The 22,881-nt window shown below is 73.3% G+C and carries 20 protein-coding genes; 5 read left to right on the top strand and 15 right to left on the bottom strand.

Annotated elements, in window-relative coordinates:
* Nucleotides 1-36: 36 nt before the first annotated feature.
* The 5 genes from ACIOFR_RS00100 to ACIOFR_RS00080 all read right to left on the bottom strand — a co-directional run bounded on the left by ACIOFR_RS00100 (nucleotide 37) and on the right by ACIOFR_RS00080 (nucleotide 4,398).
* On the bottom strand, nucleotides 37-906 hold the full coding sequence (locus tag ACIOFR_RS00100) for a putative RNA methyltransferase (protein WP_400991307.1): 870 nt from the start codon (nucleotides 904-906) through the stop codon (nucleotides 37-39).
* Nucleotides 907-1,098: 192 nt separating this feature from the next.
* The gene (locus tag ACIOFR_RS00095; protein ID WP_400991305.1) at nucleotides 1,099-1,518 is read right to left on the bottom strand and encodes a fic family toxin-antitoxin system, toxin component; all 420 of its coding nucleotides are present in this window, start codon (nucleotides 1,516-1,518) and stop codon (nucleotides 1,099-1,101) included.
* Nucleotides 1,515-1,757 (bottom strand): toxin-antitoxin system HicB family antitoxin, encoded by a 243-nt coding sequence (locus tag ACIOFR_RS00090; RefSeq protein WP_371497060.1) that lies wholly within the window; start codon nucleotides 1,755-1,757, stop codon nucleotides 1,515-1,517. The genes ACIOFR_RS00095 and ACIOFR_RS00090 overlap by 4 nt, the downstream gene beginning before the upstream one ends.
* 239 nt (nucleotides 1,758-1,996) lie before the next feature.
* Nucleotides 1,997-3,445, bottom strand: coding sequence for an MFS transporter (locus ACIOFR_RS00085; RefSeq protein WP_400991303.1), 1,449 nt, complete (start codon nucleotides 3,443-3,445; stop codon nucleotides 1,997-1,999).
* A 62-nt stretch (nucleotides 3,446-3,507) separates the two neighbouring features.
* On the bottom strand, nucleotides 3,508-4,398 hold the full coding sequence (locus tag ACIOFR_RS00080) for a class I SAM-dependent methyltransferase (protein WP_400991301.1): 891 nt from the start codon (nucleotides 4,396-4,398) through the stop codon (nucleotides 3,508-3,510).
* 250 nt (nucleotides 4,399-4,648) lie between these two features.
* Here ACIOFR_RS00080 and ACIOFR_RS00075 point away from each other — a divergent pair, with 250 nt between their 5' ends.
* Complete coding sequence (locus tag ACIOFR_RS00075) at nucleotides 4,649-5,275, top strand: helix-turn-helix domain-containing protein (RefSeq protein WP_400991299.1); 627 nt, start codon at nucleotides 4,649-4,651, stop codon at nucleotides 5,273-5,275.
* A 177-nt stretch (nucleotides 5,276-5,452) separates the two neighbouring features.
* Here the strand turns inward: ACIOFR_RS00075 and ACIOFR_RS00070 are convergent, their stop codons facing one another.
* Both ACIOFR_RS00070 and ACIOFR_RS00065 read right to left on the bottom strand, forming a co-directional pair.
* On the bottom strand, nucleotides 5,453-6,793 hold the full coding sequence (locus ACIOFR_RS00070) for a class I SAM-dependent RNA methyltransferase (RefSeq protein WP_400992093.1): 1,341 nt from the start codon (nucleotides 6,791-6,793) through the stop codon (nucleotides 5,453-5,455).
* A gap of 480 nt (nucleotides 6,794-7,273) precedes the next feature.
* The gene (locus ACIOFR_RS00065) at nucleotides 7,274-9,337 is read right to left on the bottom strand and encodes an APC family permease (RefSeq protein ID WP_400991297.1); all 2,064 of its coding nucleotides are present in this window, start codon (nucleotides 9,335-9,337) and stop codon (nucleotides 7,274-7,276) included.
* 259 nt (nucleotides 9,338-9,596) lie between these two features.
* Here ACIOFR_RS00065 and ACIOFR_RS00060 point away from each other — a divergent pair, with 259 nt between their 5' ends.
* Together ACIOFR_RS00060 and ACIOFR_RS00055 are read left to right on the top strand one after the other, a co-directional pair.
* Nucleotides 9,597-10,265 carry a potassium channel family protein gene (locus ACIOFR_RS00060; RefSeq protein WP_400991295.1) on the top strand — a complete coding sequence of 223 codons (669 nt, stop codon included), beginning with the start codon at nucleotides 9,597-9,599 and terminating at the stop codon, nucleotides 10,263-10,265.
* Nucleotides 10,265-10,936 carry a potassium channel family protein gene (locus ACIOFR_RS00055; RefSeq protein WP_400991294.1) on the top strand — a complete coding sequence of 224 codons (672 nt, stop codon included), beginning with the start codon at nucleotides 10,265-10,267 and terminating at the stop codon, nucleotides 10,934-10,936. Before ACIOFR_RS00060 ends, ACIOFR_RS00055 begins: the two co-directional genes overlap by 1 nt.
* An 80-nt stretch (nucleotides 10,937-11,016) precedes the next feature.
* Here ACIOFR_RS00055 and ACIOFR_RS00050 read toward each other — a convergent pair whose 3' ends face one another.
* From ACIOFR_RS00050 to ACIOFR_RS00035, 4 genes are all read right to left on the bottom strand, one after another.
* On the bottom strand, nucleotides 11,017-11,805 hold the full coding sequence (locus tag ACIOFR_RS00050) for a DUF3159 domain-containing protein (protein WP_400991292.1): 789 nt from the start codon (nucleotides 11,803-11,805) through the stop codon (nucleotides 11,017-11,019).
* A complete protein-coding gene (locus ACIOFR_RS00045; protein ID WP_400991290.1) occupies nucleotides 11,802-12,212 on the bottom strand; it encodes an OB-fold nucleic acid binding domain-containing protein in 411 nt (136 codons plus the stop codon). The genes ACIOFR_RS00050 and ACIOFR_RS00045 overlap by 4 nt, the downstream gene beginning before the upstream one ends.
* A 63-nt stretch (nucleotides 12,213-12,275) precedes the next feature.
* The gene (locus ACIOFR_RS00040) at nucleotides 12,276-12,956 is read right to left on the bottom strand and encodes a response regulator (RefSeq protein ID WP_400991288.1); all 681 of its coding nucleotides are present in this window, start codon (nucleotides 12,954-12,956) and stop codon (nucleotides 12,276-12,278) included.
* On the bottom strand, nucleotides 12,953-15,541 hold the full coding sequence (locus ACIOFR_RS00035; RefSeq protein WP_400991286.1) for an ATP-binding protein: 2,589 nt from the start codon (nucleotides 15,539-15,541) through the stop codon (nucleotides 12,953-12,955). The genes ACIOFR_RS00040 and ACIOFR_RS00035 overlap by 4 nt, the downstream gene beginning before the upstream one ends.
* 193 nt (nucleotides 15,542-15,734) lie before the next feature.
* Between ACIOFR_RS00035 and ACIOFR_RS00030 the strand changes: the two genes are divergently transcribed.
* Together ACIOFR_RS00030 and ACIOFR_RS00025 are read left to right on the top strand one after the other, a co-directional pair.
* Nucleotides 15,735-16,937, top strand: coding sequence for an ROK family protein (locus ACIOFR_RS00030; RefSeq protein ID WP_400991284.1), 1,203 nt, complete (start codon nucleotides 15,735-15,737; stop codon nucleotides 16,935-16,937).
* Nucleotides 16,938-17,058: 121 nt separating this feature from the next.
* The gene (locus ACIOFR_RS00025; RefSeq protein WP_400991282.1) at nucleotides 17,059-18,384 is read left to right on the top strand and encodes an LLM class flavin-dependent oxidoreductase; all 1,326 of its coding nucleotides are present in this window, start codon (nucleotides 17,059-17,061) and stop codon (nucleotides 18,382-18,384) included.
* 64 nt (nucleotides 18,385-18,448) lie between these two features.
* Here ACIOFR_RS00025 and ACIOFR_RS00020 read toward each other — a convergent pair whose 3' ends face one another.
* The 4 genes from ACIOFR_RS00020 to ACIOFR_RS00005 form a co-directional block, all read right to left on the bottom strand.
* Nucleotides 18,449-19,333: a TauD/TfdA dioxygenase family protein gene (locus tag ACIOFR_RS00020; RefSeq protein ID WP_400991280.1), complete on the bottom strand. Its 885-nt coding sequence runs from the start codon at nucleotides 19,331-19,333 to the stop codon at nucleotides 18,449-18,451.
* Nucleotides 19,334-19,468: 135 nt separating this feature from the next.
* Nucleotides 19,469-20,398, bottom strand: a complete 930-nt coding sequence (locus ACIOFR_RS00015; protein ID WP_400991278.1) for an ABC transporter permease — start codon at nucleotides 20,396-20,398, stop codon at nucleotides 19,469-19,471.
* On the bottom strand, nucleotides 20,395-21,222 hold the full coding sequence (locus tag ACIOFR_RS00010; protein WP_400991276.1) for an ABC transporter ATP-binding protein: 828 nt from the start codon (nucleotides 21,220-21,222) through the stop codon (nucleotides 20,395-20,397). Before ACIOFR_RS00010 ends, ACIOFR_RS00015 begins: the two co-directional genes overlap by 4 nt.
* Nucleotides 21,223-21,225: 3 nt before the next feature.
* Entirely contained in the window at nucleotides 21,226-22,281 is a 1,056-nt protein-coding gene (locus ACIOFR_RS00005; protein ID WP_400991274.1) for an ABC transporter substrate-binding protein, read from the bottom strand.
* Nucleotides 22,282-22,881: the final 600 nt, after the last annotated feature.

The following is a 22,881-nucleotide window of genomic DNA, read 5'->3' as shown; positions in this document are numbered from 1 at the left end:
GCCCGAACGGTTCACACCCGGCCGGCGCGGATCGACTCAGCGATAGGTCGACACCAGCACCGACCCGGTCACCTCGACCGGCTCGGGCAGTACGGCCAGCGCGGCCGCCAGCCGCTCCCGGTCGGTGTGCCAGGCGCTGGGCCCCATCCCGACCACGGCCGCGGCGTCCGCGTGCGCGAGCCGCAGCCGGAACTCGACCTCGACCCGGTCGTCCCGGTCGAACCACGGGCCGAGCTTCTCGTCGATCCGGCGCTCCTTGTCCTCGTCCACCGAGAGCAGGCCGAGCGCCTCGACCAGCTCCCGCAGGTGCCGGGAGGTCGGCGAGACGACCAGCAACCGGCCGCCGGGGCGCAGCACCCGTCGCAGTTCCGGCCCGTTGCGCGGGGCGAAGACGTTGAGCACCAGGTCGGCGCTGCCGTCGAGCAGCGGGAGCGGCCGCCAGGCGTCGCAGACCACCGCGCCGATCCGCGGGTGCGCCTTGGCGGCGCGGCGCAGCGCGTACTTGGAGATGTCCAGGGCGGCGCCCGCCCGCTCGTCCCCGAGGCGGTCGAGGACGTGCGCCAGGTAGTAGCCGGTGCCCGCCCCCAGGTCGGCGACCAGGCCGCGACCGTCCGACGAGCCGCGCTCCGGGCCGTGCTCCGGGCCGCCGAGGGCCGTCCGGGCGGCCTCGGCGAGGGCGTCGGCGACGGGCCGGTAGTGCCCCGCGGCGAGGAACCCGGCACGGGCGGCGACCATCTCCGCCGTGTCACCGGTACCGGTGTGGGCGTCCCCGGGCAGCAGGCTGACGTATCCCTGCTTGGCCTGGTCGAAGCTGTGCCCGGCGGTGCACCGCAGGGTGCGGTCGTGCAGGACGAGGTGCTGCGCGCAGTGCGGGCAGGCCAGGGAGTGCTCGATGTCCTGCAGCAAGGTGGTCGTTCCTCGTGGTCCGGGGCGGTGCGGCCCCAGCCTACTCAGTCCGGACCCGCCGCCCGGCCCACCTCTCCGGCCTCACCGGCCTCACCAGTCTCACCGGCCTCACCGGCCTCACCGGCCTCACCGGCCTCACCGGCCTCACCGACCCGCATCGGCCCGCATCGGCCCGGGCCTGGGGCGCGCAGCTCAGTCCTCGTCCTCGTCCTCGCCGCCGACCTCCTCCCCCTCGGCCTCGTCGACGACCCAGGACGACAGCCGCTCGGCCACCCCGGTGACGCCGAGTTTGCCCTCCCGGATGGCCCGGGCCAGGCTGCGGACCTCACGGGCCGTGGTGGCGACGCTGCATCCGCTGGCCACCAGGTAGGAGTAGGCAACCGCGGTGGCGAACAGCTCGTTGCTGCGCTCCAGCGCGGGCACCCGGATGAGCTGGTGCATCAGGGCCGCGGCGCGGTCCTGCGGCTCGGGGTAGACGGCGATGTCGAAGATCTCGGCCTGGTGTCGGGCGACCGCGGCCAGCAGTGATCCGTAGTCGATGACCTGGGGATCACCGGGCGTGTACTGCTCAGCGGTCATGAGCAGCCACGAGAGGTCCACCTCGAGGTTCAACGGCGCCCGCTTGGGGCGTCGCCGGGGCCGTGCTCGCCGAACTCGGCCAGGAAGGCCGTCTCGTACTCCTTCATGAACTGGGCGGCGGTGTCCACGAACAGCCGCCCGGCTTCGCCCATGTCCTGCTGGACGAGCTTCTCGATGTACTGGTTCATGCTGATCCCCTGCTGCTCGGCCCGCTCGCGGGCCATCTCGGCGGTGGTCGCGTCCACCCGGACGTTCAGCTGCTTCTTGGCCATAGTTCAAGCTAGCGCCATAGTGCTAGCACGGCAAGGGCGCACGGGGCGCACGGTCCGCGCCCCCGATGTCGGGGTGCGCTGGGCTTTCGGTACGGCCGCCGGGTACCCGGTCGGGGGTCCACCCGGCGGAGAAGGCGGAAGGACGCTGAGGGAGGAGGAAGGAAGAAGGAGGAAGCGGAAGGAAGCGGAAGGCGCAGAAAAGCGTGGTGCAAGAGGAGAGTGCCCAGCTCGCCCGACGGTCACTCACCCGCCGTGCGCCGCGCGCGGGCACGGCTCGCAACGGCGATGAGGAGCGCACAGAGCAGCAGGAGCGCCGCCACCGCGAACGTGACCCTCATCCCGGCCCCGACGGCCCCGGGAGCCGCAGCCGTGACGTCCGTCGTCGCCGAACCGAGCGCGAACACGGCTCCCATGACGGAAGCTCCGGTGATCAGCCCGAGGTTGCGCGACAGGTTGAGCACGCCCGAGACGACACCCCGCCGCTCGGGACCGGCCCCGGCCATCACGGAGGTGTTGTTGGCGGTCTGGAACACCGCGTACCCGGCGGTGACCACCACGATCGGGCCGAGGTAGCCGCCCACCCCGAACGCCGACGGGAGCACCGCCAGCAGGACGGACCCGGCCGCCATCGCGCACAGGCCGGCCACCGTCATGAGCGGTGCGCCGAGACGGTCCGCGATCCGGCCGGCCGGCACCCCCGACACGGCCGCGACCAGGGGACCGACGGAGAGCGCCAGCCCGACGAGGGCCTCGCCCAGCCCGAGCGCGCGGGACAGGTAGAACGGCCCGACCACCAGGGTGGCCATCATCACCGTCGAGACCAGCGTGCTCGTGGCGAGGCTCGCGCTCAGCCCCGGATCGCGGAACACCGCCGGCCGGAGCAGGGGTGAGGCCGCCCTCGCCTCGACGCGGACGAAGAGGGCCGCCCCGCCGGCCGCGGCCAGCAGCAGCGCCGCGTTGAGGACGTCGAAGCGCCCGTGCCCCAGCGTCATGGCCAGCGCGTAGGCCCCGAGCGTGAGGGCCAGCAGCACCGTGCCCACGGTGTCGAAGCCGGGCCGGTCGGCCGCGGCCATCCGCCGGTCGGCGGGCAGGTGGCGCCGGGCGAGGAGGAACGCCACGGCGCCCAACGGCGCGTTCACCAGGAACACGCCCCGCCAGCCCGGGCCGGCGATCAGGGCGCCGCCCAGCGACGGACCGAGGGCGGTGCCGACCGCGGACATCGTCCCGAGCAGACCCATGGCGCTGCCGGTCCTCGCCCTGGGCACCGTCTCCCCGACGAAGGCCATGGTCAGCGCCATCATGACGGCCGCTCCGAGCCCCTGCGCCGCCCGGGCCGCGACCAGCACCCACAGTGTGGGCGCGGCACCGCACAGCACCGAGGCCGCGGTGAAGAGGAGGATCCCGCCCAGCAGCAGCCGGCGGCGGCCGATGAGGTCACCGAGCCGTCCCGCGCTGACGATCAGCGTGGTGATCGCCAGGAGGTACGCGAGGACGATCCACTGCACCTCCTGGAAGGAGGCGCCGAACGCCCGGGCCAGGGTCGGCAGGGCGACGTTGGCGATGCTGGTGCCGAGCGAGGACAGCAGCATGGAGAGCGAGAGACCGGCGAGCACCCATCGGGTGGACGGCGTCCGCTCCGTGCCCGCGATCGCCGCCCGGTCCTGCCTCGCGCCGGTGGAACGCACCATGGACTCCAATCTCCGGCGGCCGACCGGGGCCCCACGGGCAGGTCGGCCGGGCCGGTACGCGGTCAGTGGGTCGGACGGACGGCCGTGAAGACCGTGACGCCCGCGAGCAGGAAGGCGTCCGGCCGCCGCAGGATGCCCTCGGGCGCCTCGGGGTCGAGCAGGACGTCGAGCGTCGCGAGGTCCTCCCCGGTCAGGACCTCGCGCACGCCCTCCCGCATCCGGGCCAGCTGGCCGTGCAGGTAGGCCCGGGCCGGACCGTCCAGCGGCGCGGGCAGGTCGAGCAGGGTGGTGAAGCCGCGCGCCCGGGTGAGCCCGGCACGGCCGAGCAGCGCGGGCCAGTCCTCGACGACGGCGGTGCTGCCGGGCAGCTCGGCCCGCATCGCCTCGAACCGGGACTCCAGGGCGACGTCCAGACGGGCCTGGAGTCCCGGTCGGCCGATGCCGATGTCGCGCGGCAGGAAGCGCATCGGCAGGCCGCCCTCGGCCACGGCGAGCAGCCCGCCGGGCCACAGGGCACCGGCGAGTGCGTTCAACGCACCCTGCTGGTCGCCGAGATGGTGCACGGCCTTGCTGCTCCAGATCAGGTCCGCCGCACCGACCCCGCCGACCCCGCTGACCGCGTCGGTCGCGCCGGTGGCGTCACCGGAGTCCCCGTCACCGCCGGCCAGGCCGTCGGGCAGCTCGGCGTGCCGGACGGCCACCCGGCCGCCGAGGCCGAGTCGCTCGGCGCGGGCCAGCGTGCGGTCCAGCAGCCCGGGCGCGCCGTCCACCGCGACCACCTCCGCACCGGCGAAGGTCTCCGCGAGCACGCAGCTCATCACGCCCGGCCCGCTGCCGACGTCGAGGACGCGGCGGACCTCGCGGTCCGGGCCGAACAGGTCCGCCAGCCGGGCCGCCGTGCGGCGGAGGGCGGGCAACTGCACCTCGCCACCGGCCTCCAGTTGGGCGGCCATGGCCTCCCAGTCGGGACCTGCGCCGTGGCGGTGCGCGTGGTCCCCGCCGGGCGCGCGGACCGAACCGGGCGCGCGGGCCGGACCGGGCGCCGGCGTGACGGTGGCACCCCCGTGGCGGTGTCCGTGTGGGGAACCGTCGCGGGGAGCGAGGGAATCGTCGTGTGGGCTCATACCGCGGAGCATCCGCCCGCCCGGACCGGTCGGGCAACTTCTGTTGCCATTTCCGGGACAGCGGGATGGAATGCCCCCCATGGACACGCCGCCCGACCCCGCCTCCGACACCGCGCCCGACTCCCCGCCGGCCTACCGGGCGGTCCTGGAGGAGGTTGCTCCCCGGCTACGACGGCTGCGGGCCAAGCGCGGTCTCACGCTGGCCGAACTCTCGGATGCGACCGGCATCTCCAAGAGCACGCTCTCCCGGCTGGAGTCCGGCCAGCGCCGCCCCAGCCTGGAGCTGCTGCTGCCGCTGGCCGGCGCGTACCGGGTGCCGCTGGACGACCTGGTCGGTGCCCCCGAGGTGGGCGATCCCCGGGTCCGGCTGACGCCGCACAGCCTGCCGAACGGTGGCACGTTCGTGCCGCTGACCCGGAGCCCGGGCCCTCTCCAGGCGTACAAGATGGTGATCACGGACCGGGGCTCCGAACCGGACCTGCGCACGCACGAGGGCTACGAGTGGCTGTACGTACTGGACGGCCGGCTCCGGCTGGTCCTCGCGGAGCACGACCTGGTCCTCCGCGCCGGCGAGGCCGCCGAGTTCGACACCCGGGTGCCCCACTGGTTCACCAGCGCCGACGGCCGGCCGGTCGAGGTCCTCAGCCTGTTCGGCCGGCAGGGCGAGCGCATGCACGTCCGCGCGAAGCCCCGCAGCACCACCTGAACATCAGCAACGCACGCTTGCCACTGGGGAGTTGGGGCGACCAACGGCACCTGACATCCTCGGGTGCCCGACCTGGCCGGTGTGAGCCCGCGCGCCGGCCCCGGACGCCGGACGGCGGGTGCCGGAGTCCCCTCCCGCACCCGCCGTCCGCGGTCCGCCGCCGGCCCGGCCGGCCGGTCAGCCCTCGACCGGCTCCAGGATGGCCACGCACTCGAAGTGGTGGGTCATCGGGAACAGGTCGAATGCCCGCAGCGAGACCGGGCGGTAGCCGCCCTCGCGGAAGTAGGCCAGGTCCCGGGCGAGCGCGGCGGGGTCGCACGCGACGTACGCGATCCGGCGGGCCTCCAGCCCGGCCAGGTGGGCGACGGTCTCGCGACCGGCCCCCGCGCGCGGCGGGTCGAGGACGATCAGGTCGGTGCTGGTGATCCCGGTCCGCGGGAGCAGCGCCTCGACCTTGTCGCACTCGATCCGGACGTTCTCCAGTGCGGCCAGGTTGTGCCGGGCGTCGACGACGGCCTGCTTGGCGGACTCGATGCCGAGCACCGCGCCGTCCTCGCCGACCCGCTCCGCCAGTGCCCCGGCGAACAGGCCGACACCGCAGTACAGGTCGAGCGCGCTCTCGCCCCACTGCGGGTCGAGGCCGTCCAGGACCGCCGAGACCAGGGTGTCCGGGGCCTCGGGGTGGATCTGCCAGAAGCCGCCGTTGGAGACCCGCCAGGTGCGGCCCGCGGCGACCTCGCGCACGAAGGTGCGGCCGTGCACCCGGTGGAAGTTGTCGTGCTCGTCGATCCGGGAGATCGAGACCGGCCGGTCCAGCTCGACCAGCGGCAACTGCTCGCCCGGTGCCGGGACGAGCACCACCTGACGGTCCGAGGAACCGGTCGCGGCGATGACGTCGACCGAGACGACGCCCGGCCAGTCCCGCGACTCGACGCCCAGCTCGCTGACGCCCTCGGCGGCGATCAGGCAGCGGTCGACCGGCTGGATGTCGTGCGAGCGGTGCTTGCGCAGGCCCACCGAGCCCGTGGCCGGGTCGACCGCGTACTGGACGCGGGTGCGCCAGGCCGGCACCTCGCCGGGCGGGAGCTTGCCGCCGACCGGCTCGACGCTGCCGTCCCAGCCCGCCTCGGCCGGGGTGAGCCCGGCGAGCTTGGCGAGCTGCTCGGTGAGCACCTGGCCCTTGAGCTTGCGCTGGCCGCCCGGGGTGACGTGCTGCCAGTCGCAACCGCCGCACTTGCCGGGGCCCGAGAACGGGCACGGCGGGGTGATCCGCTCCTTGGCGGGCTCCAGGACCTCCACCGCGTCGGCCCGCAGGAAGCGGGACCTGGTGGTGCCGTCGGTGACCTCGACGACCACCCGCTCGCCGGGCAGCGCGTGCCGGACGAACATCACCCGGCCCTCGTGCCGGGCGACGCAGTGCCCGCCGCCGTGCGCGACCGCGCCGACCTCGACCTCGTACCGCTCGCCGACCAGCGGGTCGCCGGCCGGCGCCTTCTGGACGGGCTCGCCGGCGCGCAGCGCCTTGGGCGGGCGCACGGTCTGCTGCTTGCGCGGCTGTCGTGCCTTGGGCGCCTGCTGCCCCGAGGCCGTACGGTCGCCGCCCGCGGCGCCCTTCCCGGCCGCGCCCTTCCCACCGGCGGCGCCCTTGCCCGCGGCGCCCTTCCCGGCGGCGCCCTTGCCCACCGTGCCGGCCTTCCCGGCCTCCAGCTTGGCCTTGGAGGCCGACTTCGGGCCGCCCTTCATCGCGGCCTTGGGCACGGCCGTGGGCCGGTCCTCGGGCTGCTCGGACTCGCCCGGTGCCAGCGGCGCGGTCTGGGCCGTGAGGCCGTCGCGGTCGGTCGCGGCGGGCCGGGCGGGGCGGGCGCCCCAGCGCGGGTGGGCCACCTGCCCCGGCTTGGCGCCCGACTTGGCGCCGGGCCGGCCCGGCCGGCCGGAGGAGCGGGGCGGGGTGTTGCGGGTCACTGGCATGCGTCCTAACGCGAGCGGTGCGGGTCGTTCTTACGCGAGCGGGGCGGAGTCCTTGCCCGGGTCCGTACCCGGGCGCTGTTGGTCGTCGGAGCTCTGCGCGGGCCGGTGCCGGGGCTCGCCGCGGCGGACGGCACCCGGAGCGGACCACGCCTTCTGCGGCTTGCGCCGCTCGGAGGACTCCAACTGCCAGGGTACGGAAGTCACCATGACCCCGGGCTTGAACAGCAGTCGTCCCTTGAGTCGCAGGGCGCTCTGGTTGTGCAGCAGGTGCTCGTACCAGTGGCCGACGACGTACTCCGGGATGTACACCGACACCACGTCGCGGGGGCTGGAGCGGCGCAGGTTCTTGACGTACTCCAGGACCGGTCCGGTGATCTCGCGGTACGGCGAGTCGAGCACCTTGAGCGGCACCTCGATGCCGCGCTCGTCCCACTCCTTGCGCAGTGCGGCGGTGTCCACCGGGTCGACGTTGACGCTCACCGCCTCCAGCGTGGACGCGCGGGCCAGCCGGGCGTACGCGAGGGCGCGCAGGGCGGGCTTGTGCAGCTTGGAGACCAGCACGATGGCGTGCACCCGGGTGGGCAGCACCACGTCGTCCGGCTCCTCGGCGGCGACCAGCTCGGCGGAGACCCGCTCGTAGTGGCGGCGGATCGCCTTCATCATCACGAACAGCACCACCATGGTGGCGATCGCGATCCAGGCGTGGCTGATCTTGGTGGCGAGCACGACGATCAGCACGGCCATGGTCATCACCAGGCCGAAGGTGTTGATCGCCCGGCTGCGCTGCATGTGGGCGCGCTTCTTCGGGTCGGTCTCGGTGCGCAGCAGCCGGGTCCAGTGCCGGATCATGCCGGACTGGCTCATGTTGAACGAGACGAAGACGCCGACGATGTACAGCTGGATCAGCCGGGTCGGGTCCGCGTCGAACGCGAGGATGAACAGGATCGCGGCGGCGGCCAGCAGGATGATGCCGTTGGAGAAGGCCAGACGGTCACCGCGGGTGTGCAGCTGGCGCGGCAGGTAGCGGTCCTGGGCGAGGATCGAGCCGAGCACCGGGAAACCGTTGAAGGCCGTGTTGGCGGCCAGCACCAGGATCAGGCCGGTGACCGCGGCGACGAAGTAGAAGCCCGGGGTGAAGTTGGAGAAGACGGACTCGGAGATCTGGGCCAGCGCCGTCTTCTGGTGGTAGTCGGCGGGGGCCCCGGCCAGCTGGGTGGCGGGGTCCTCGGCCATCTGCACGCCGGTGAGCCGGGCGAGCCAGATGATGCCCATGAACATCACCACGGCGATCGAGGCCATCAGCAGCAGCGTGGTGGCGGCGTTCTTGCTCTTCGGCTTGCGGAAGGCGGGCACGCCGTTGGAGATCGCCTCCACGCCGGTGAGCGCGGCACAGCCCGAGGAGAAGGCCTTGAGCAGCAGGAAGACCATCGCGAAGCCGGCCAGCGACTCGTTGCCGGGGGTCGCCTGGAGGTGGAAGCCGGCGCTCTCCGCGTCCATGGTCTGGCCGAGGCCGAAGTACCGGACGGCACCGTAGACGACCATGCCGATCACGCCGACCATGAAGGCGTAGGTGGGGACGGCGAAGGCGCTGCCGGACTCCCGGACGCCGCGCAGGTTCATGCCCATCAGCACGATCACCACGACGACCGACAGCACCAGTTCGTGGCCGCGCAGCGAGGGCACCGCGGAGACCACGTTGGCCACCCCGGAGGTCGTGGAGACCGCCACCGTGAGGATGTAGTCGACCAGCAGTGCGCTGGCCACCACCAGGCCGGAGTTCGGGCCGTGGTTGACGGTGGCGACCTCGTAGTCGCCGCCGCCGCTCGGGTAGGCGTGCACGTTCTGCCGGTACGAGGCGACCACCGCGAGCATCACGACCGCGACGACGACGCCGATCTGCCAGGAGAAGTGGATCGCCGAGGCCCCGGCCAGGGACAGGGTGAGCAGGATCTCCTCGGGGGCGTAGGCGACCGAGGAGAGGGCGTCGGACGCGAACACCGGAAGCGCGATGCGCTTGGACAGCAGGGTCTCTCCCAGCTTGTCACTGCGCAGCGCGCGTCCGATCAGGATGCGTTTCGGTAGGTCAGCAGGCATAGGCACATCAAGGAATCGTAGGGGCTGCCGACAGCGGAGCCGACGACCGGTGCCCCCTTGGTCGAGCCTGCGTTCGGCCGACCGGCTAGCGTGTCGGATGATGAGGTTGCGGGCAGCACTCCAGTTGCCCGGGCAGTAACCGGGTGCGCGACAGGACAGTGCGTAGCCGACGGATCGCCCCCGAGAGCCGGGCGTGGAAGGATGATGAGCGGTGTTTGCGCAGGTCAAGAGCCCAACGGACAGGGTGAGGTAGCGTCCCGTGCACATCGTCATCATGGGTTGCGGCCGCGTGGGCTCCGCCCTCGCCAGAGCACTTGAGAAACAGGGTCACTCGGTCGCGGTGGTGGACCAGGACCCGACGGCCTTCCGCCGGCTGGGTGCCGGGTTCAACGGGCGCCGGGTGACCGGGGTCGGCTTCGACCAGGACACCCTGCGCGAGGCGGGCATCGAGGAGGCCGGGGCGTTCGCCGCCGTCTCCAGCGGCGACAACTCCAACATCATCGCCGCCCGGGTGGCCCGGGAGAACTTCGGCGTCGAGCACGTCGCGGCCCGGATCTACGACCCCCGGCGCGCCGAGGTCTACCAGCGTCTGGGCATCCCCACCGTCGCCACCGTCCGCTGGACGGCCGACCAGATGCTCCGCCGGCTGCTGCCCAGCGGCGCCGAGCCGCTCTGGCAGGACCCGAGCGGCAGCGTGCAGCTGGCCGAGGTGGCCTTCTCCCCGGCCTGGGTCGGGCACAAGATCAGCTCGCTGGAGGAGGCCGCCGGCGTCCGGGCCGCGTTCGTGACCCGGCTGGGCGAGGGCATCCTGCCCACGCCGTCGACGGTGATCCAGGAGGGCGACCTGGTCCATGTCATGCTGCGCCGCTCCGAGCTGGCGTCGGTCGAGGCCGCGTTCGCGCAGGGCCCCGAGGAGGAGGGTCACTGATGCGAGTCGCCATTGCCGGAGCCGGTGCGGTCGGCCGCTCGATCGCGGGCGAGCTGCTGGAGAACGGCCACGAGGTCCTGCTGATCGACAAGAACCCGAACTCCATCTCGGTGGAGCGGGTCCCGATGGCCGAGTGGCTGCTGGCGGACGCCTGCGAGATCACCTCGCTGGACGAGGCCGCCCTGCAGCGCTGCCACGTGGTGATCGCCGCCACCGGCGACGACAAGGTCAACCTGGTCGTGTCGCTGCTGGCCAAGACCGAGTACGGCGTGCCGCGGGTGGTCGCTCGGGTCAACAACCCGAAGAACGAGTGGCTCTTCAACGAGTCCTGGGGCGTCGACGTCGCCGTCTCCACCCCGCGCCTGATGTCGGCGCTGGTCGAGGAGGCCGTGAGCGTCGGCGACCTGGTCCGCCTGATGCGCTTCAGCCAGGGCAACGCCAACCTGGTCGAGCTCACCCTGGCGGGCGACGCCGCGCTGGTCGGCACCCGGGTCGGGGACGTCCCGTGGCCGGTGGACACGGCGCTGGTCAGCATCATCCGCGAGGGCCGGGTGCTGGTGCCGGCCAAGGACGACACCCTGGAGGGCGGCGACGAGCTGCTCTTCGTGGCCGCCCAGGAGCGCGAGGAGGAGCTGGAGAACCTGCTGTCCGCCGAGGCCGGCGCGCAGTAGGTCCCGCTGTCGTACGTCGAGGGGCGGTACCCGGTCGGGTACCGCCCCTCGACGTACGGTCGGCCGTGCGGCCGGCCGGGTCAGTCCTCGACCTCGGCCTTGATCGGCGCGGGGGCCTTCAGCAGGATCCGCCAGGTGACGTACATGGCGAGCACCAGCGCCGGGATGCCCAGCGCCGTCTTGAGCCAGCCGAGCAGGCTGGTGTTGTGCGTGAAGTACAGCGGGAAGAGGATCACCGGCTTGACGCCCATGATCACCACCCACGCCCAGGTGGCCTTGGTGTACGCGGCCAGCCGGCCGGGGTTCTGGGTGCGCCAGGTGAACATCTCGCCGGTGACGGGGCCGAGCATCAGGCCGACCAGCGGCCAGCGGACCAGCGCCGAGACGGCCAGCGCCAGGCAGTAGCCGACGTTGTAGAGCAGGCCGGGCAGGTAGAAGTCCTCGGCCTTCCCGGTCTTCATCGCGATCCAGGCACCGATGGCCACGCCGAACACGCCGCTGAAGGCGTGCTGGATGGTCTCCCGGCGCACCAGCCGGACGACCACGAAGAGCGCGCTGAGGCCGAGGGCGGCCCAGGCCGCGGCGCTCACCTGGTGGGTGATGTTGAAGGTGAGGATGAAGACCAGACCCGGGAGGGTCATGTCGATCATCCCTCGGACGCCGCCGAAGGCCTTCATCACGGTCTCGGCCGCCTCCTTGGAGGCTGCCTCGTCCGCTGCCTTGCGGTCGGCCTCGGAGGCCTCCCACTGCTCGGCCGCCGACCCCACGACCGTCTCGGTCAGCGTGTGGTCCACGTAGTTCTCGAAGTCCGCGGGCTTCTCGAAGTCGGCGGTACGGGCGGCGCTCTCGCCGCCGGGAAGGTTGGTCACGCTGATTCGCTCCCGTGTCCGACCGGACGCAGCTCGTAGCGGGGGTTGAAGAGCACGCGACGGCCGCGTGCGTGGCTGATCCGGCCGCTGGCGATGAGCCGGCGGCCAGGCTCTATGCCGACGATGGAGCGACGGCCGAGCCAGACCACGTCCAGCGCGTCGCTGCCGTCGAAGAGCTCCGCCTCCAGGGCGGGGACCCCCGCCCGGGGTCGGAGCGTCACGGTGCGCAGGGTGCCCGCGACGGTGACCACCTCGCGGTCGCCACAACTCGCTATCGGCGTGCACCCGGACTCCGCGGTGTCCTGCCGCAGCTCCTCCGCCTCCAGCTCCTCCGGGGAGGAGGTCAGGCGGCTGAGCATCCGCCGGAACCGGCTCTGCGGCTGCGCGCTGCTGTTGTCACCACTCATGTCGGAAGGGTACCGGTTTTGTCACGCCCGGCGGCAGGGCCACCGGCGCCGCGGTGGTCCCTCTCACGCCTCGAAGCGGTAGCCCATGCCCGGTTCGGTGATGAAGTGGCGCGGGTGCGAGGGGTCGACCTCCAGCTTGCGGCGCAGCTGGGCGAGGTAGACCCGCAGGTAGTTGGTCTCCTTGTGGTACGCGGGCCCCCAGACCTCCTGGAGCAGCTGGGTCTGGCTGACCAGCCGGCCGGCGTTGCGGACCAGAACCTCCAGCAGGTGCCACTCGGTCGGGGTGAGCCGGATGTCGGCACCGTCCCGGTTGACCTTCTTGGCGGCCAGGTCGACGGTGAACGTCGCGGTGACCACCACTGCGTCGTCCTCGCCGGCCACCGGTTCGGCGCGGCGGACGGCGGCCCGCATCCGGGCCAGCAGCTCGTCCATGCCGAACGGCTTGGTGACGTAGTCGTCGGCCCCGGCGTCCAGCGCCTCCACCTTCTCGTCCGAGGCGTGCCGGGCGGAGAGCACGATGATCGGCACCCTGGTCCAGCCACGCAGGCCCCGGATCACGTCCACGCCGTCCATGTCGGGCAGGCCGAGGTCCAGCACGACCACGTCGGGGTGACGGGCGGCGGCCAGCTCCAGCGCGCCCGCGCCGTCGTGCGCGGCGTCCACCTCGTACTTGCGGGCCTTCAGGTTGATCACCAGGGCGCGGACGATCTGCGGTTCGTCGTCCACGACGAGGACCCGGGTCATACGGGCTCCGCCTTTCGGGTCGGCATCGGTCGGTGGTCGGGAAGGTCGACGGCGGGCAGGGTGACCACCATGGTGAGCCTGCCGCCCGGGGTGTCCTCGGCGGTGACGGTACCGCCCATCGCCTCGACGAAGCCGCGGGCGACGGCCAGGCCGAGACCGACGCCGGCGCCGCGCGGGGCGTCGCCGTAGCGCTGGAACGGGGCGAAGATCCGCTCCCGGGCCTCCTCGGGCACACCCGGCCCGCGGTCGACGATCCGCAGCTCGACCCGGGCGGGCGCGCCCGCCGGGTGCAGCGCGTCGGCCTTCACCAGGACCCGCCGACCGTCGGGGCTGTACTTGACGGCGTTCTCGACCAGGTTGGCGAGGGCCCGCTCCAGCAGCCCGGCGTCGGCGTGGACCATCGGCAGGCTCTCCGGCACGTCCAGCCGCACGCCCTGGGGCGGGACGCCGCCGAGCGCGTACGGGACGACCTCGTCCAGGTCGGTGGGCCGGATCAGCGGGGTGACGGTGCCGGTCTGCAGCCGGCTCATGTCGAGCAGGTTGTTGATCAGGTGGTCCAGCCGGTCGGCGCCGGACTCGATCCCGGCCAGCAACTCGGCCTCGTCCTGCGGGTCCCACTCGACGTCCGTGGAGCGCAGCGAGGTGACGGCGGCCTTGATGCCCGCCAGCGGCGTCCGCAGGTCGTGCGAGACGGCGGCGAGCAGCGCGGTGCGGATCCGGTTGCCCTCGGCCTCCCGGCGGGCGGCGGCGGCCTCACCGGCCAGCCGGCGGCGGTCCAGCAGCACGGCGGCCTGGGCGGCGAAGGCACCGAGCAGCCGGCGGTCCCCGGCGGGCAGCACCCGGCCGCGCAGCGCCAGCGCGAGGTGGTCGCCGACCGGCACGTCCACGTCGGCCTGCTCGGGCCGGGCCGGCGGGTCGATGCCGCTGGCGGCGGTGAGCTGCCAGGGGGCCCGCTCGTCGGGGCGCTCCAGCAGGGCGGCGGACTCCTGCTGGAAGGTCTCCCTGACCTGCTCCAGCAGGGCGGTCAGCAGGCCTTCGTCGGTGAACGGCGCCTCGCCGGTGGGGGCGCCGCGCAGCACGGTGCCGGCCAGGGCGCTCAGGGTCTGCGCCTCGGCCTGGTTGCGGGCGGCCTGGTGGGTGCGGCGGGCCGCCAGGTCGACCACCGAGGCGACCGCGATGGCGACGGCGGTGAAGATCGCCACCGCGAGGATGTTCTGCGGCTCGGAGATGCTGAAGGTGTGCAGCGGCGGCGTGAACCAGTAGTTCAGCGCGCTGGAGCCGATCAGCGCCGAGGCGACGGCCGGGTACAGCCCGCCGACCAGCGCCGCGCAGACGGTCAGCGACAGGAACAGCAGCATGTCGGTGGAGAGCCCGAAGGCGTGGACCTGGGTGAGCAGCAGCGCCAGCAGCGGCGGACCGGCCACGCCGATCACCCATCCCGCCACCGTCCGGGTCCGGCCGAGGTCGGTGACCCGGCGGACCGGGATCCGGGCGCGACCGCCCGCCGCGTGCTCGTGGGTGACCATGTGGACGTCGATGTCGCCGGAGCCGCGGGTGACGGTGGCGCCGACGCCCGGCCCGTAGACGTACTGCCAGGGCCGGCGGCGGCTGGTGCCAAGCACGATCTGGGTCGCGTTGACGCCGCGGGCGAAGTCCAGCAGGCCGGCCGCCGGCTCGTCGCCGAGCACGGTGTGGAAGGTGCCGCCGAGACCCTCCACCAGCGCCCGCTGCTCGATCAGGGACTGCGGTGAGCCGCCGGCGGCCAGGCCGTCGGAGCGGGAGATGTGCACGGCCAGCAGCTCGCCGCCGGCGCCGCGGTCGGCGATCCGGGCGGCCCGGCGGATCAACGTCGCGCCCTCGGGGCCGCCGGTCAGGCCGACCACGATCCGCTCGCGGGCCTGCCAGGTGCCCTGGATGCCCTGCTCGGCGCGGTAGCACTGGAGGTACTCGTCGACCCGGTCGGCCGTCCAGAGCAGGGCCAGCTCGCGCAGCGCGGTGAGGTTGCCGGGGCGGAAGTAGTGGGCGAGCGCGGCGTCGATCCGCTCCGGGGCGTAGACGTTGCCGTGCGCGAGCCGGCGGCGCAGCGCCTGCGGGGACATGTCGACCAGTTCGATCTGGTCGGCCCGGCGGACCACCTCGTCGGGGACGGTCTCGCGCTGGCGGACGCCCGTGATGCCCTCCACGACGTCGCCGAGGGACTCCAGGTGCTGGATGTTGACGGTCGAGATCACGTCGATGCCGGCGGCCAGCAGCTCCTCGACGTCCTGCCAGCGCTTGGCGTTGCGGCAGCCGGGGACGTTGGTGTGGGCGAGCTCGTCCACCAGGGCGACCTGCGGGGCGCGGGCCAGCAGCGCGTCCAGGTCGAGTTCGGTGAGGTCGACGCCCCGGTGCGTCATCCGGCGGCGCGGGACGCACTCCAGGCCCCGGACCAGCGCGGCGGTCAGCGGGCGGTCGTGGTCCTCGACGAGGCCGGCCACCAGGTCGGTGCCGCGGCCCAGCCGGCGGTGCGCCTCGGCCAGCATGGCGTACGTCTTGCCGACCCCGGGCGCCGCCCCGAGGTAGATCCGCAGCCTGCCGCGTGCCATGCGCACCATTCTTGGTCCGGTCCGGGAGGACTGCTCCCGGACAGCCGTCCGCCGCCTTCGACCCTACGGCCTTCCGGATGAATATCCGCTGATCAGAACAGTCCGTGCGCGGATTTAGCGCGATATTGACGGCCCGCGGCCGCTTCACGCCGCCGCCACCGTGGCGCAACACCCCGCCGGGACAATCGACCGCATGCTCTCCCTGGTCGCTCCTCCCACACTCGGCCGCACCCCGCTGCCCGCCGAGGGCGGCGGCGCCGGAGCGGTCCTGCGCGCGGTCCTGGCGGGCGGCCCGCTGACCCGGTCCGCCGTCGGCCGCGCCACCGGGCTCAGCCCGGCCGCGGTCTCCCGGCACACCGCCGACCTGAGCGCACTCGGCCTGCTGCGCGAACTGCCGCCCGAGGACGGCCCGCCGAGGGCAGGCCGCCCCCAGCTGCCGCTGGACATCGACATCCGCCACCACCTGGCCGCCGGCGTACACATCGGCGTCCCCTGGCTCACCTTCGGCCTGCTGGACCTGCGCGGCCGGGTGGTCGCCCACGAGCGACTGCCCCGCCGCGGGGACGCCGGGGACGTGCTGCGGACGGTCCGCGCGCACCTGCCCGGCTTCGTCCGCCGTCGCGCGGCCGGCCGGTCGCTGCTCGGCCTCGGCGTGGTCACCGGGGGCTGGGTCGACTCCGAGTGCGGCACCGTGGTCGAGCACGGCCCGCTGGGCTGGCGCGACGTACCGGTCCGGGACGTCCTGACGGGCGCCACCCGGCTGCCCGTCCACCTGGAGAGCCACGCCCGCGCGCTGGCCCGCGCCGAGCTGCTGTTCGGCGCCGGCCGCGGCGCCACCGAGCTGGTCGAACTGTTCGTCGGCAACGTGGTGGACGCCGCCATCGCCACCGGCGGCGCGGTGCTGCGCGGCCGCCGCTCCCGGGCCGGCGACATCGGCCACCTCCCCGTCCCCGGCTCCACCGAGCCCTGCTCCTGCGGCCGCACGGGCTGCCTGGAGGCCACCGTCGCCCAGGACACCCTGGCCCGCCGGGCGCACGCCTCGGGGCTGCTCCCGGCACCCGACTTCGACCTGCTGCTGCGGTCGGCGGCCGCCGGGGACGACGGGGCGCTCGGCCTGCTCAGGGAGCGGCTGACGCTCACCGCCCCCGCCGCCGCCCTGCTCATCGACGTCCTCAACCCGGAGGTGCTGGTGGTCAGTGAGGCCGGGCTGCTGGCGGTGCCCTCCCTCCTCGGGCACTTCCGGGACGAGGTCCGGCGGCACACCCGCGCCGAACCCGCCCAGCTGGTCACCGCCGCCTCCTTCGGGATGGAGGTCCTCGCCGTGGCGGCCTGCGCCGGCGTCCTCGACAGCGCCTACCAGCGGCCGATGGAACTGCGGACCGCCCGGGCCGGCTGATGCTGCCGCACCGTCAACACCGCATTAATTCCGCCGCCCGGCGAATCGTTGTCGGCCCGTCGGGCCGCCGGAAGGATGAACGGCGACCCCCTTCCCCTCTCCGGATCCGGAGCTGCCCGCCATGCCCGAGAGCGACCGCCAGCTGCACTTCAACCTGTTCCTGATGGGCGTCGGCCACCACGAGGCGGCCTGGCGCCACCCGCGGACCGACCCGCACCGGGCCGCCGACGTCGCGCACTTCCAGGAGCTGGCCAGGACCGCCGAGGCCGCCTCCTTCGACTCGGTCTTCCTCGCCGACGGCGTCGAGGCCCGATCGGACGGCGGCTGGGGCCTGATCAGCCACTTCGAACCGTTCACCCTGCTCACCGCGCTGGCCGTGGTGACCGAGCGGATCGGCCTGATCGGGACCGTCTCCACCGGCTTCTCCGAGCCCTACAACCTGGCCCGGCAGTTCGCGTCGCTCGACCACATCAGCCACGGCCGGGCCGGCTGGAACATCGTCACCTCGGCCGGCGACCGCGCCGCGCAGAACTTCGGCCGGGACGCCAACCAGGAACACGCGGTGCGCTACCGGCGGGCCGACGAGTTCCTGCGGGTCACCACCGCGCTGTGGGACAGCTGGGAGGACGGCGCCCTGCTGCTGGACCGCGCCCGCGGCGCCTTCGCCGACCCGGCCAAGGTGCACGAGATCCACCACGTCGGTGAGCACTTCAGGGTCCGCGGTCCGCTCAACATCCCGCGCAGCCCGCAGGGTCACCCGCTCTTGGTGCAGGCCGGCTCCTCCGACAGCGGCCGCGCGTTCGCGGCCCGCTGGGCGGAGGCCGTCTTCACCGCCCAGCAGACGCCGGCCGAGGGCCGGGCCTTCTACGCCGACCTCAAGCGGCAGGCCGCCGAGGCCGGCCGCGACCCGGCGGGCCTCAAGGTGCTGCCGGGGATCGTGCCGGTGCTCGGCTCCACCGAGGCCGAGGCCAAGGCGCTGGACCAGGAGCTGGACGACCTGATCGACCCGGCCCGGGCGATCGGCGTGCTCTCCACCGTCCTCGGCGTCGACCTGACCGACCACCCGCTGGACGCCCCGCTCCCGCCGCTTCCGCCGGTCACCGAGATCAACGGCGCCAAGAGCCGCTTCGAGCTCATCCGCGACCTCGCCGAACGGGACCGGCTGACGCTGCGCCAACTCGTCGGTCGGCTCGGCGGCGGCCGCGGTCACCAGGTGGTCGTCGGCACCCCCGAGCAGGTCGCCGACCACATCGAGCACTGGTTCACGCACCGGGCCGCGGACGGCTTCAACATCATGCCGCCGGTCCTGCCCGACGGCCTGACCGACTTCGTCGAGCACGTGCTGCCGGTCCTGCGCCGGCGCGGGCTGTTCCGCGAGGGCTACCACGGGCGCACCCTGCGGGAGCACTACGGCCTGCCGCGACCGGTCGGCCGCTCCGGCCGCTGACCGCGCACCGACGTGCGCCGCGAGGTGGGAGGACCTCGCGGCGCACTCTTGCGTTCGGGGGCGGTCAGGGCGTGTAGTGCGCCGCCTCGTCCCCCTCGATCAGATAGCTGGACTCCCCGTTGACGGCGACCGGCACGTCGCCCGCCACCGTCACCCGGTGCAGCCGGCGCGGCAGGTCGTCGTAGTCGTCCGGCGCGTAGTGCTGGGTGGCCCGGTTGTCGAACAGCACCACGTCGCCGACCGCCCAGCGCCAGCGCACCACGTTCTCCGGCCGGGTCACGTACGCCTGGAGGGTGCGCAGCAGGTCCCGCGAGGCGTCACCCGGCAGACCGACGATCCGGTCCGCGAACCCGCCGATGAACAGCCCCCGTTCCCCGGTCTCCGGGTGCACCCGCACCACCGGGTGCGCGGTGCGGTACCGGCGGGCCGTGAAGACCCGGCGCCGCTCGGCCTCGGCCTCGTCGAGCGGCTTGCCCTCGGCGTAGTCGTAGTCGTTGGTGTGCTCCGCCCACAACCGGTCGGCGAACTCCCGCAGCGCCTCGGGCAGGTCCCGGTAGGCGCCCTGCGCGTCCGCGATCAGCGTGTTGCCGCCGTACGGAGGCACCACCAGGCTGCGCAGGGTGCTCGCCTTCGGCGGGGTCCGGACGAAGGTGACGTCGGTGTGCCAGCGGTTGGCCCGGCCCTCCTCACCGTCCACCGGCAGCACGTGGGGCTGGCCCTCCAGGGACGGCACGGTCGGGTGGGCGGCGGTGAGGGTCCCGAAGTGGGCGGCGAAACGGGTCTGCCCGTCGTCGTCCAGGCTCTGCCCGCGGAAGAACAGCGCCTTGTGGGCGAGCAACGCGTCGTTCAGGCCCTTGACGGTGGTGCCGTCCAGCGGCCCGGCGAGGTCGAGGCCGGTGATCTCGGCGCCGATCCGGCCGCCGACCTTGTGGATCTCGAAACTGGTCATCGTGCGGTGTCCCTTCACATAGGGCTGAGGCGGAACCAGGGAGTTGAGGAGTGCCAGGAGCGTCAGGAGGGTCACGAAGCTCAGGGGGCTCAGGAGGTCGGGCAGTCGGACTGACGGGAGATCACCGGGACGCCGTCAGCGGTCGTGGGGGGCCCGCCAGGCGGTGAAGCGGCGCTCCAGCGCCACCAGCAGCTGGTTGAAGGCCACCCCGATGACGGAGATGGTGACGATGCCCGCGTACATCTGCGGGATCGCGAAGTTGTACTGGGAGGCGTTGATCAGGTAGCCGAGCCCGGCCTTGGCGCCGACCATCTCCGCGGCCACCAGCACCAGGATCGACACCGCCCCGGCCAGCCGGATCCCGGTGAAGATCACCGGAACCGAGGCCGGCACGATCACCTTCTGGAACAGCCGCGGCGCCGACAGGTCGAGCGAACGGGCCAGCCGCAGCAGCGTCGGGTCGACGCTGCGCACCGCACTGACCGTGTTCAGCAGGATCGGCCAGACACAGGCGTACAGCACGATGGAGATCTTCGAGGTCTCCCCGATGCCCAGCACCAGCACGAACACCGGCAGCAGCGCCAGCGCCGCGGTGTTGCGGAAGAGTTCGAGCAGCGGGCTGAGCAGGGTGGCCAGCGGCCGGTACCAGCCGATCAGCAGACCGAGCGGCACGCCGATCACGACCGACAGGCCGAAACCGGTGAGCGAACGGGTCAGGCTGGCCTGGGTGTTGCTCGCCAGCTGCCCGTTGTCGAGCAGCCCGAACCAGGCGTCCAGCACGTCGCTGAACGGAGGCAGGAAGGTCCGGTCGACCAGGTCGAACCGCGGGGCCAGCTCCCAGAGCAGGAGCAGGACGGCGATCGCCGCGGTCTTGGTCAGCAGCCCGAGCAGCAGACCGGCCACCCGGGGCGTCCGGCGCGCGACGGGTGGGACGGCGGGTGGGGCGGCCGGCGCGGAGCGCCCGGGCCGTTCCGGCTGCTGGGGCCGCTCCGACGGTGTCCGGTCCTCAGTGCCGTCCTCGATGCGGTCCTCGGTGCCGACCGCCGTGCTGATGTCCGTGCTCATACCGGGCTGACCTCCCTCTCCAACTCCTGGGCCCGACTGACCTCGTCATGCAGCAGGCTCCAGATCTCGTGCCGGTACCGGGCGAACTCGGGGCTGGAGCGCAGGTCCCGGTCCTGCTGCCGGTCACCGAGCGCGACCGGCACCACCTGCTTGATCCGCCCGGGCCGGGAGGTCATCACCGCCACCCGCTGCCCGAGGTAGACGGCCTCCTCGATGCCGTGCGTGATGAACAGCACCGTCTTCCCGGTGCGCTCCCAGATCCGCAGCAACTCCCCCTGCAGCGACTCCCGGGTCTGGGCGTCCAGGGCGGCGAACGGCTCGTCCATCAGCAGCACCTCCGGGTCGTACGCGAGGCTGCGGGCGATCGCCACCCGCTGCTTCATCCCGCCGGACAGCTCGTGCGGGTGCCGGTCCTCGAAGCCGGCCAGACCGACCAGGTCCAGGTACTCCCGGGCCCGCGCGGCGCGCCGGCGACGCGGTACGCCGATCGCCTCCAGGCCGAACTCGACGTTCCCCTGGGCCGTGCGCCAGGGCAGCAGGGCGTACTGCTGGAACACCGTGCTGCGGTCCGGCCCCGGGCCGGTGACCGGACGGCCGTCGAGCAGGATCTCGCCCGAGCTCGGCGTGGTCAGCCCGCCCAGCAGGTCGAGCAGGGTGGACTTGCCGCAGCCGCTGGGCCCGACCAGGGCGGTGAACTCCCCCGCGGCGATGTCGAGATCGACGCGGTCGACGGCGACGAAGTCCGCCTGCCCGCCGCGGAGACCGGCCCTGCCGCGGACCGGGAAGGTCTTGCTGACGGCACGGAAGGAGATCTGTGCGCTCATCGCTCAACTCCTGCTGGCAGAGGGGGAGACGGCGGCCGTCGGCGCGGACTCGCCGGTGTAGCCGTTGAAGTCGTTGGAGTAGAGGTCGCCGGCCTTGACCTGACCCGCCTTGAGGTCGCCGTGCGCGACCAGCCAGTCGGTCCACAGCTGGAACTCCCCGTCGGAGATCCGGCCGCCGGGCTCCGCCACCCCGAACGACTTCCAGTACTGCAGGGCGGCCGGGTCCTCGTTGCGTCCGCGCCGCTTCACGATCTCCACACTGCGGGCGATCACCTGCTCCCGCGGGGTGCTGCGGCTCCACTCGATCGCCCTGGCCACGGCCGTGACGAAGGTCCGGGAGGTGGTCGGGTTCTCCTTCAGGAAGCGGTCGGTCATCACGTACGTTCCGGCGCTGAACGCCCCGAGCAGGTCGAAGTCGCTGAACAGCGGCCGGATCCCGCCCGCCGCCAGCGCCTTGTCCCGGAGCACCCCGCCCAGCACGGCCACCTCGACCTGCTTCTGCCGCAGTGCCTGCTCGGTGCTCACCGGCGGCAGCACGGTGGGCTCCACCTTCGCGATCTCGGCCGGCGACAGACCGTTGCGCTGGAGGTAGATGTCCAGCAGCGCCTCACTGTGGGCACCGAGGGTGTTCATCGCGACCTTCTTGCCGATCAGGTCACGGGCCCCGCGGATCGGGCTGTCGGCCAGCACGTAGTACCCGCTGAAGGCCGCCTGGTCGACGCCGTAGTAGCTGATCACCGACTTCACCGGGGCGCCGGCGGCGATCAGCTTCACCACCGCGCCGTTGAACGCGCCGCCGAAGTCCGTCTGGCCGGTCGCGGCCGACTGGATGTCCTGCGGACCGCTGATCGTGTTACCGACCCACTCCAGCTTCACATCACCCAAATAGCCGAGATCCTCGGCGAGTTCGGGCAGGGTCACCTGCCCGGCCCAGCCCTGGTACCTGATCTTCTTCGTCTCCTTCCCCCCTCCGGCGGACGCGGTGGCCCGCCCGCAGGCGGCAGCCGCGAAACCCAGCGCGGCAAGGGACAGGAACTGGCGGCGGGAGGCGGCGGGCATGGGGCGATTCCTTCGCAGAGAACAGCGGACACCGCGCCTGGTGGACGTCCACGGACGGGACGGCCCACCGGGCGACGGCAGGAGGACGCGACGAACGGGCCACCGGGCGACCGGCACGGCAGGGCCACGGACGGAACGGGTGAGACCTGAGCGGGAAAGGCGGCGCATCCGGGCGGCGACCGGGATCAACCTCGGCGGCAGCGGTGGCGCCCGCCCGAGCGCTCAGCGGTCGGGACGGGACGCCGACCCGGGTTGGACAGCGTCAGACGGCACAGAGGGCGCTCGCGTGCCGTCGAAGATCGACGTGCAGGCGGCCCACAAGGCTCTTGGCTTGGCTCACACCCACAGCGTTCCAGCGTGGCCGCGGGCGGGTCAACGAATGTTCCTCCGGCGGAAGAAAACCTCCGGCCGGCGACCACCGGTGCTGCAGGGTGCCCGGCACCCCGCCGGAGCGTGGTGGCTGGTCCCGCCGATCCCGCCGATCCCGCCGGATGCGGCCGGATGCGGTCCGGGAACGCGAAAAGCCCCTCCCGGGTGACCCGGGAGGGGCTTCTCTGAAAGATTGTTCGGCGGCGTCCTACTCTCCCACAGGGTCCCCCC

This window comes from Kitasatospora sp. NPDC088346, assembly GCF_044740765.1.
Taxonomy (GTDB): Bacteria; Actinomycetota; Actinomycetes; order Streptomycetales; family Streptomycetaceae; genus Kitasatospora.
The sequence above is the reverse complement of the archived record's forward strand: the minus strand, read 5'-3'. Positions and strand labels throughout refer to the sequence as shown.

Bases quoted from the DNA above. Each gene is read 5' to 3' on its own strand.
- ACIOFR_RS00090 (WP_371497060.1), bottom strand. From the start codon at position 1,757: ATGGCCAAGAAGCAGCTGAACGTCCGGGTGGACGCGACCACCGCCGAG.
- ACIOFR_RS00085 (WP_400991303.1), bottom strand. From the start codon at position 3,445: ATGGTGCGTTCCACCGGCGCGAGGCAGGACCGGGCGGCGATCGCGGGC.
- ACIOFR_RS00080 (WP_400991301.1), bottom strand. From the start codon at position 4,398: ATGGCCGCCCAACTGGAGGCCGGTGGCGAGGTGCAGTTGCCCGCCCTC.
- ACIOFR_RS00075 (WP_400991299.1), top strand. From the start codon at position 4,649: ATGGACACGCCGCCCGACCCCGCCTCCGACACCGCGCCCGACTCCCCG.
- ACIOFR_RS00065 (WP_400991297.1), bottom strand. From the start codon at position 9,337: ATGCCTGCTGACCTACCGAAACGCATCCTGATCGGACGCGCGCTGCGC.
- ACIOFR_RS00055 (WP_400991294.1), top strand. From the start codon at position 10,265: ATGCGAGTCGCCATTGCCGGAGCCGGTGCGGTCGGCCGCTCGATCGCG.
- ACIOFR_RS00045 (WP_400991290.1), bottom strand. From the start codon at position 12,212: ATGAGTGGTGACAACAGCAGCGCGCAGCCGCAGAGCCGGTTCCGGCGG.
- ACIOFR_RS00040 (WP_400991288.1), bottom strand. From the start codon at position 12,956: ATGACCCGGGTCCTCGTCGTGGACGACGAACCGCAGATCGTCCGCGCC.
- ACIOFR_RS00035 (WP_400991286.1), bottom strand. From the start codon at position 15,541: ATGGCACGCGGCAGGCTGCGGATCTACCTCGGGGCGGCGCCCGGGGTC.
- ACIOFR_RS00030 (WP_400991284.1), top strand. From the start codon at position 15,735: ATGCTCTCCCTGGTCGCTCCTCCCACACTCGGCCGCACCCCGCTGCCC.
- ACIOFR_RS00025 (WP_400991282.1), top strand. From the start codon at position 17,059: ATGCCCGAGAGCGACCGCCAGCTGCACTTCAACCTGTTCCTGATGGGC.
- ACIOFR_RS00020 (WP_400991280.1), bottom strand. From the start codon at position 19,333: ATGACCAGTTTCGAGATCCACAAGGTCGGCGGCCGGATCGGCGCCGAG.
- ACIOFR_RS00015 (WP_400991278.1), bottom strand. From the start codon at position 20,398: ATGAGCACGGACATCAGCACGGCGGTCGGCACCGAGGACCGCATCGAG.
- ACIOFR_RS00010 (WP_400991276.1), bottom strand. From the start codon at position 21,222: ATGAGCGCACAGATCTCCTTCCGTGCCGTCAGCAAGACCTTCCCGGTC.
- ACIOFR_RS00005 (WP_400991274.1), bottom strand. From the start codon at position 22,281: ATGCCCGCCGCCTCCCGCCGCCAGTTCCTGTCCCTTGCCGCGCTGGGT.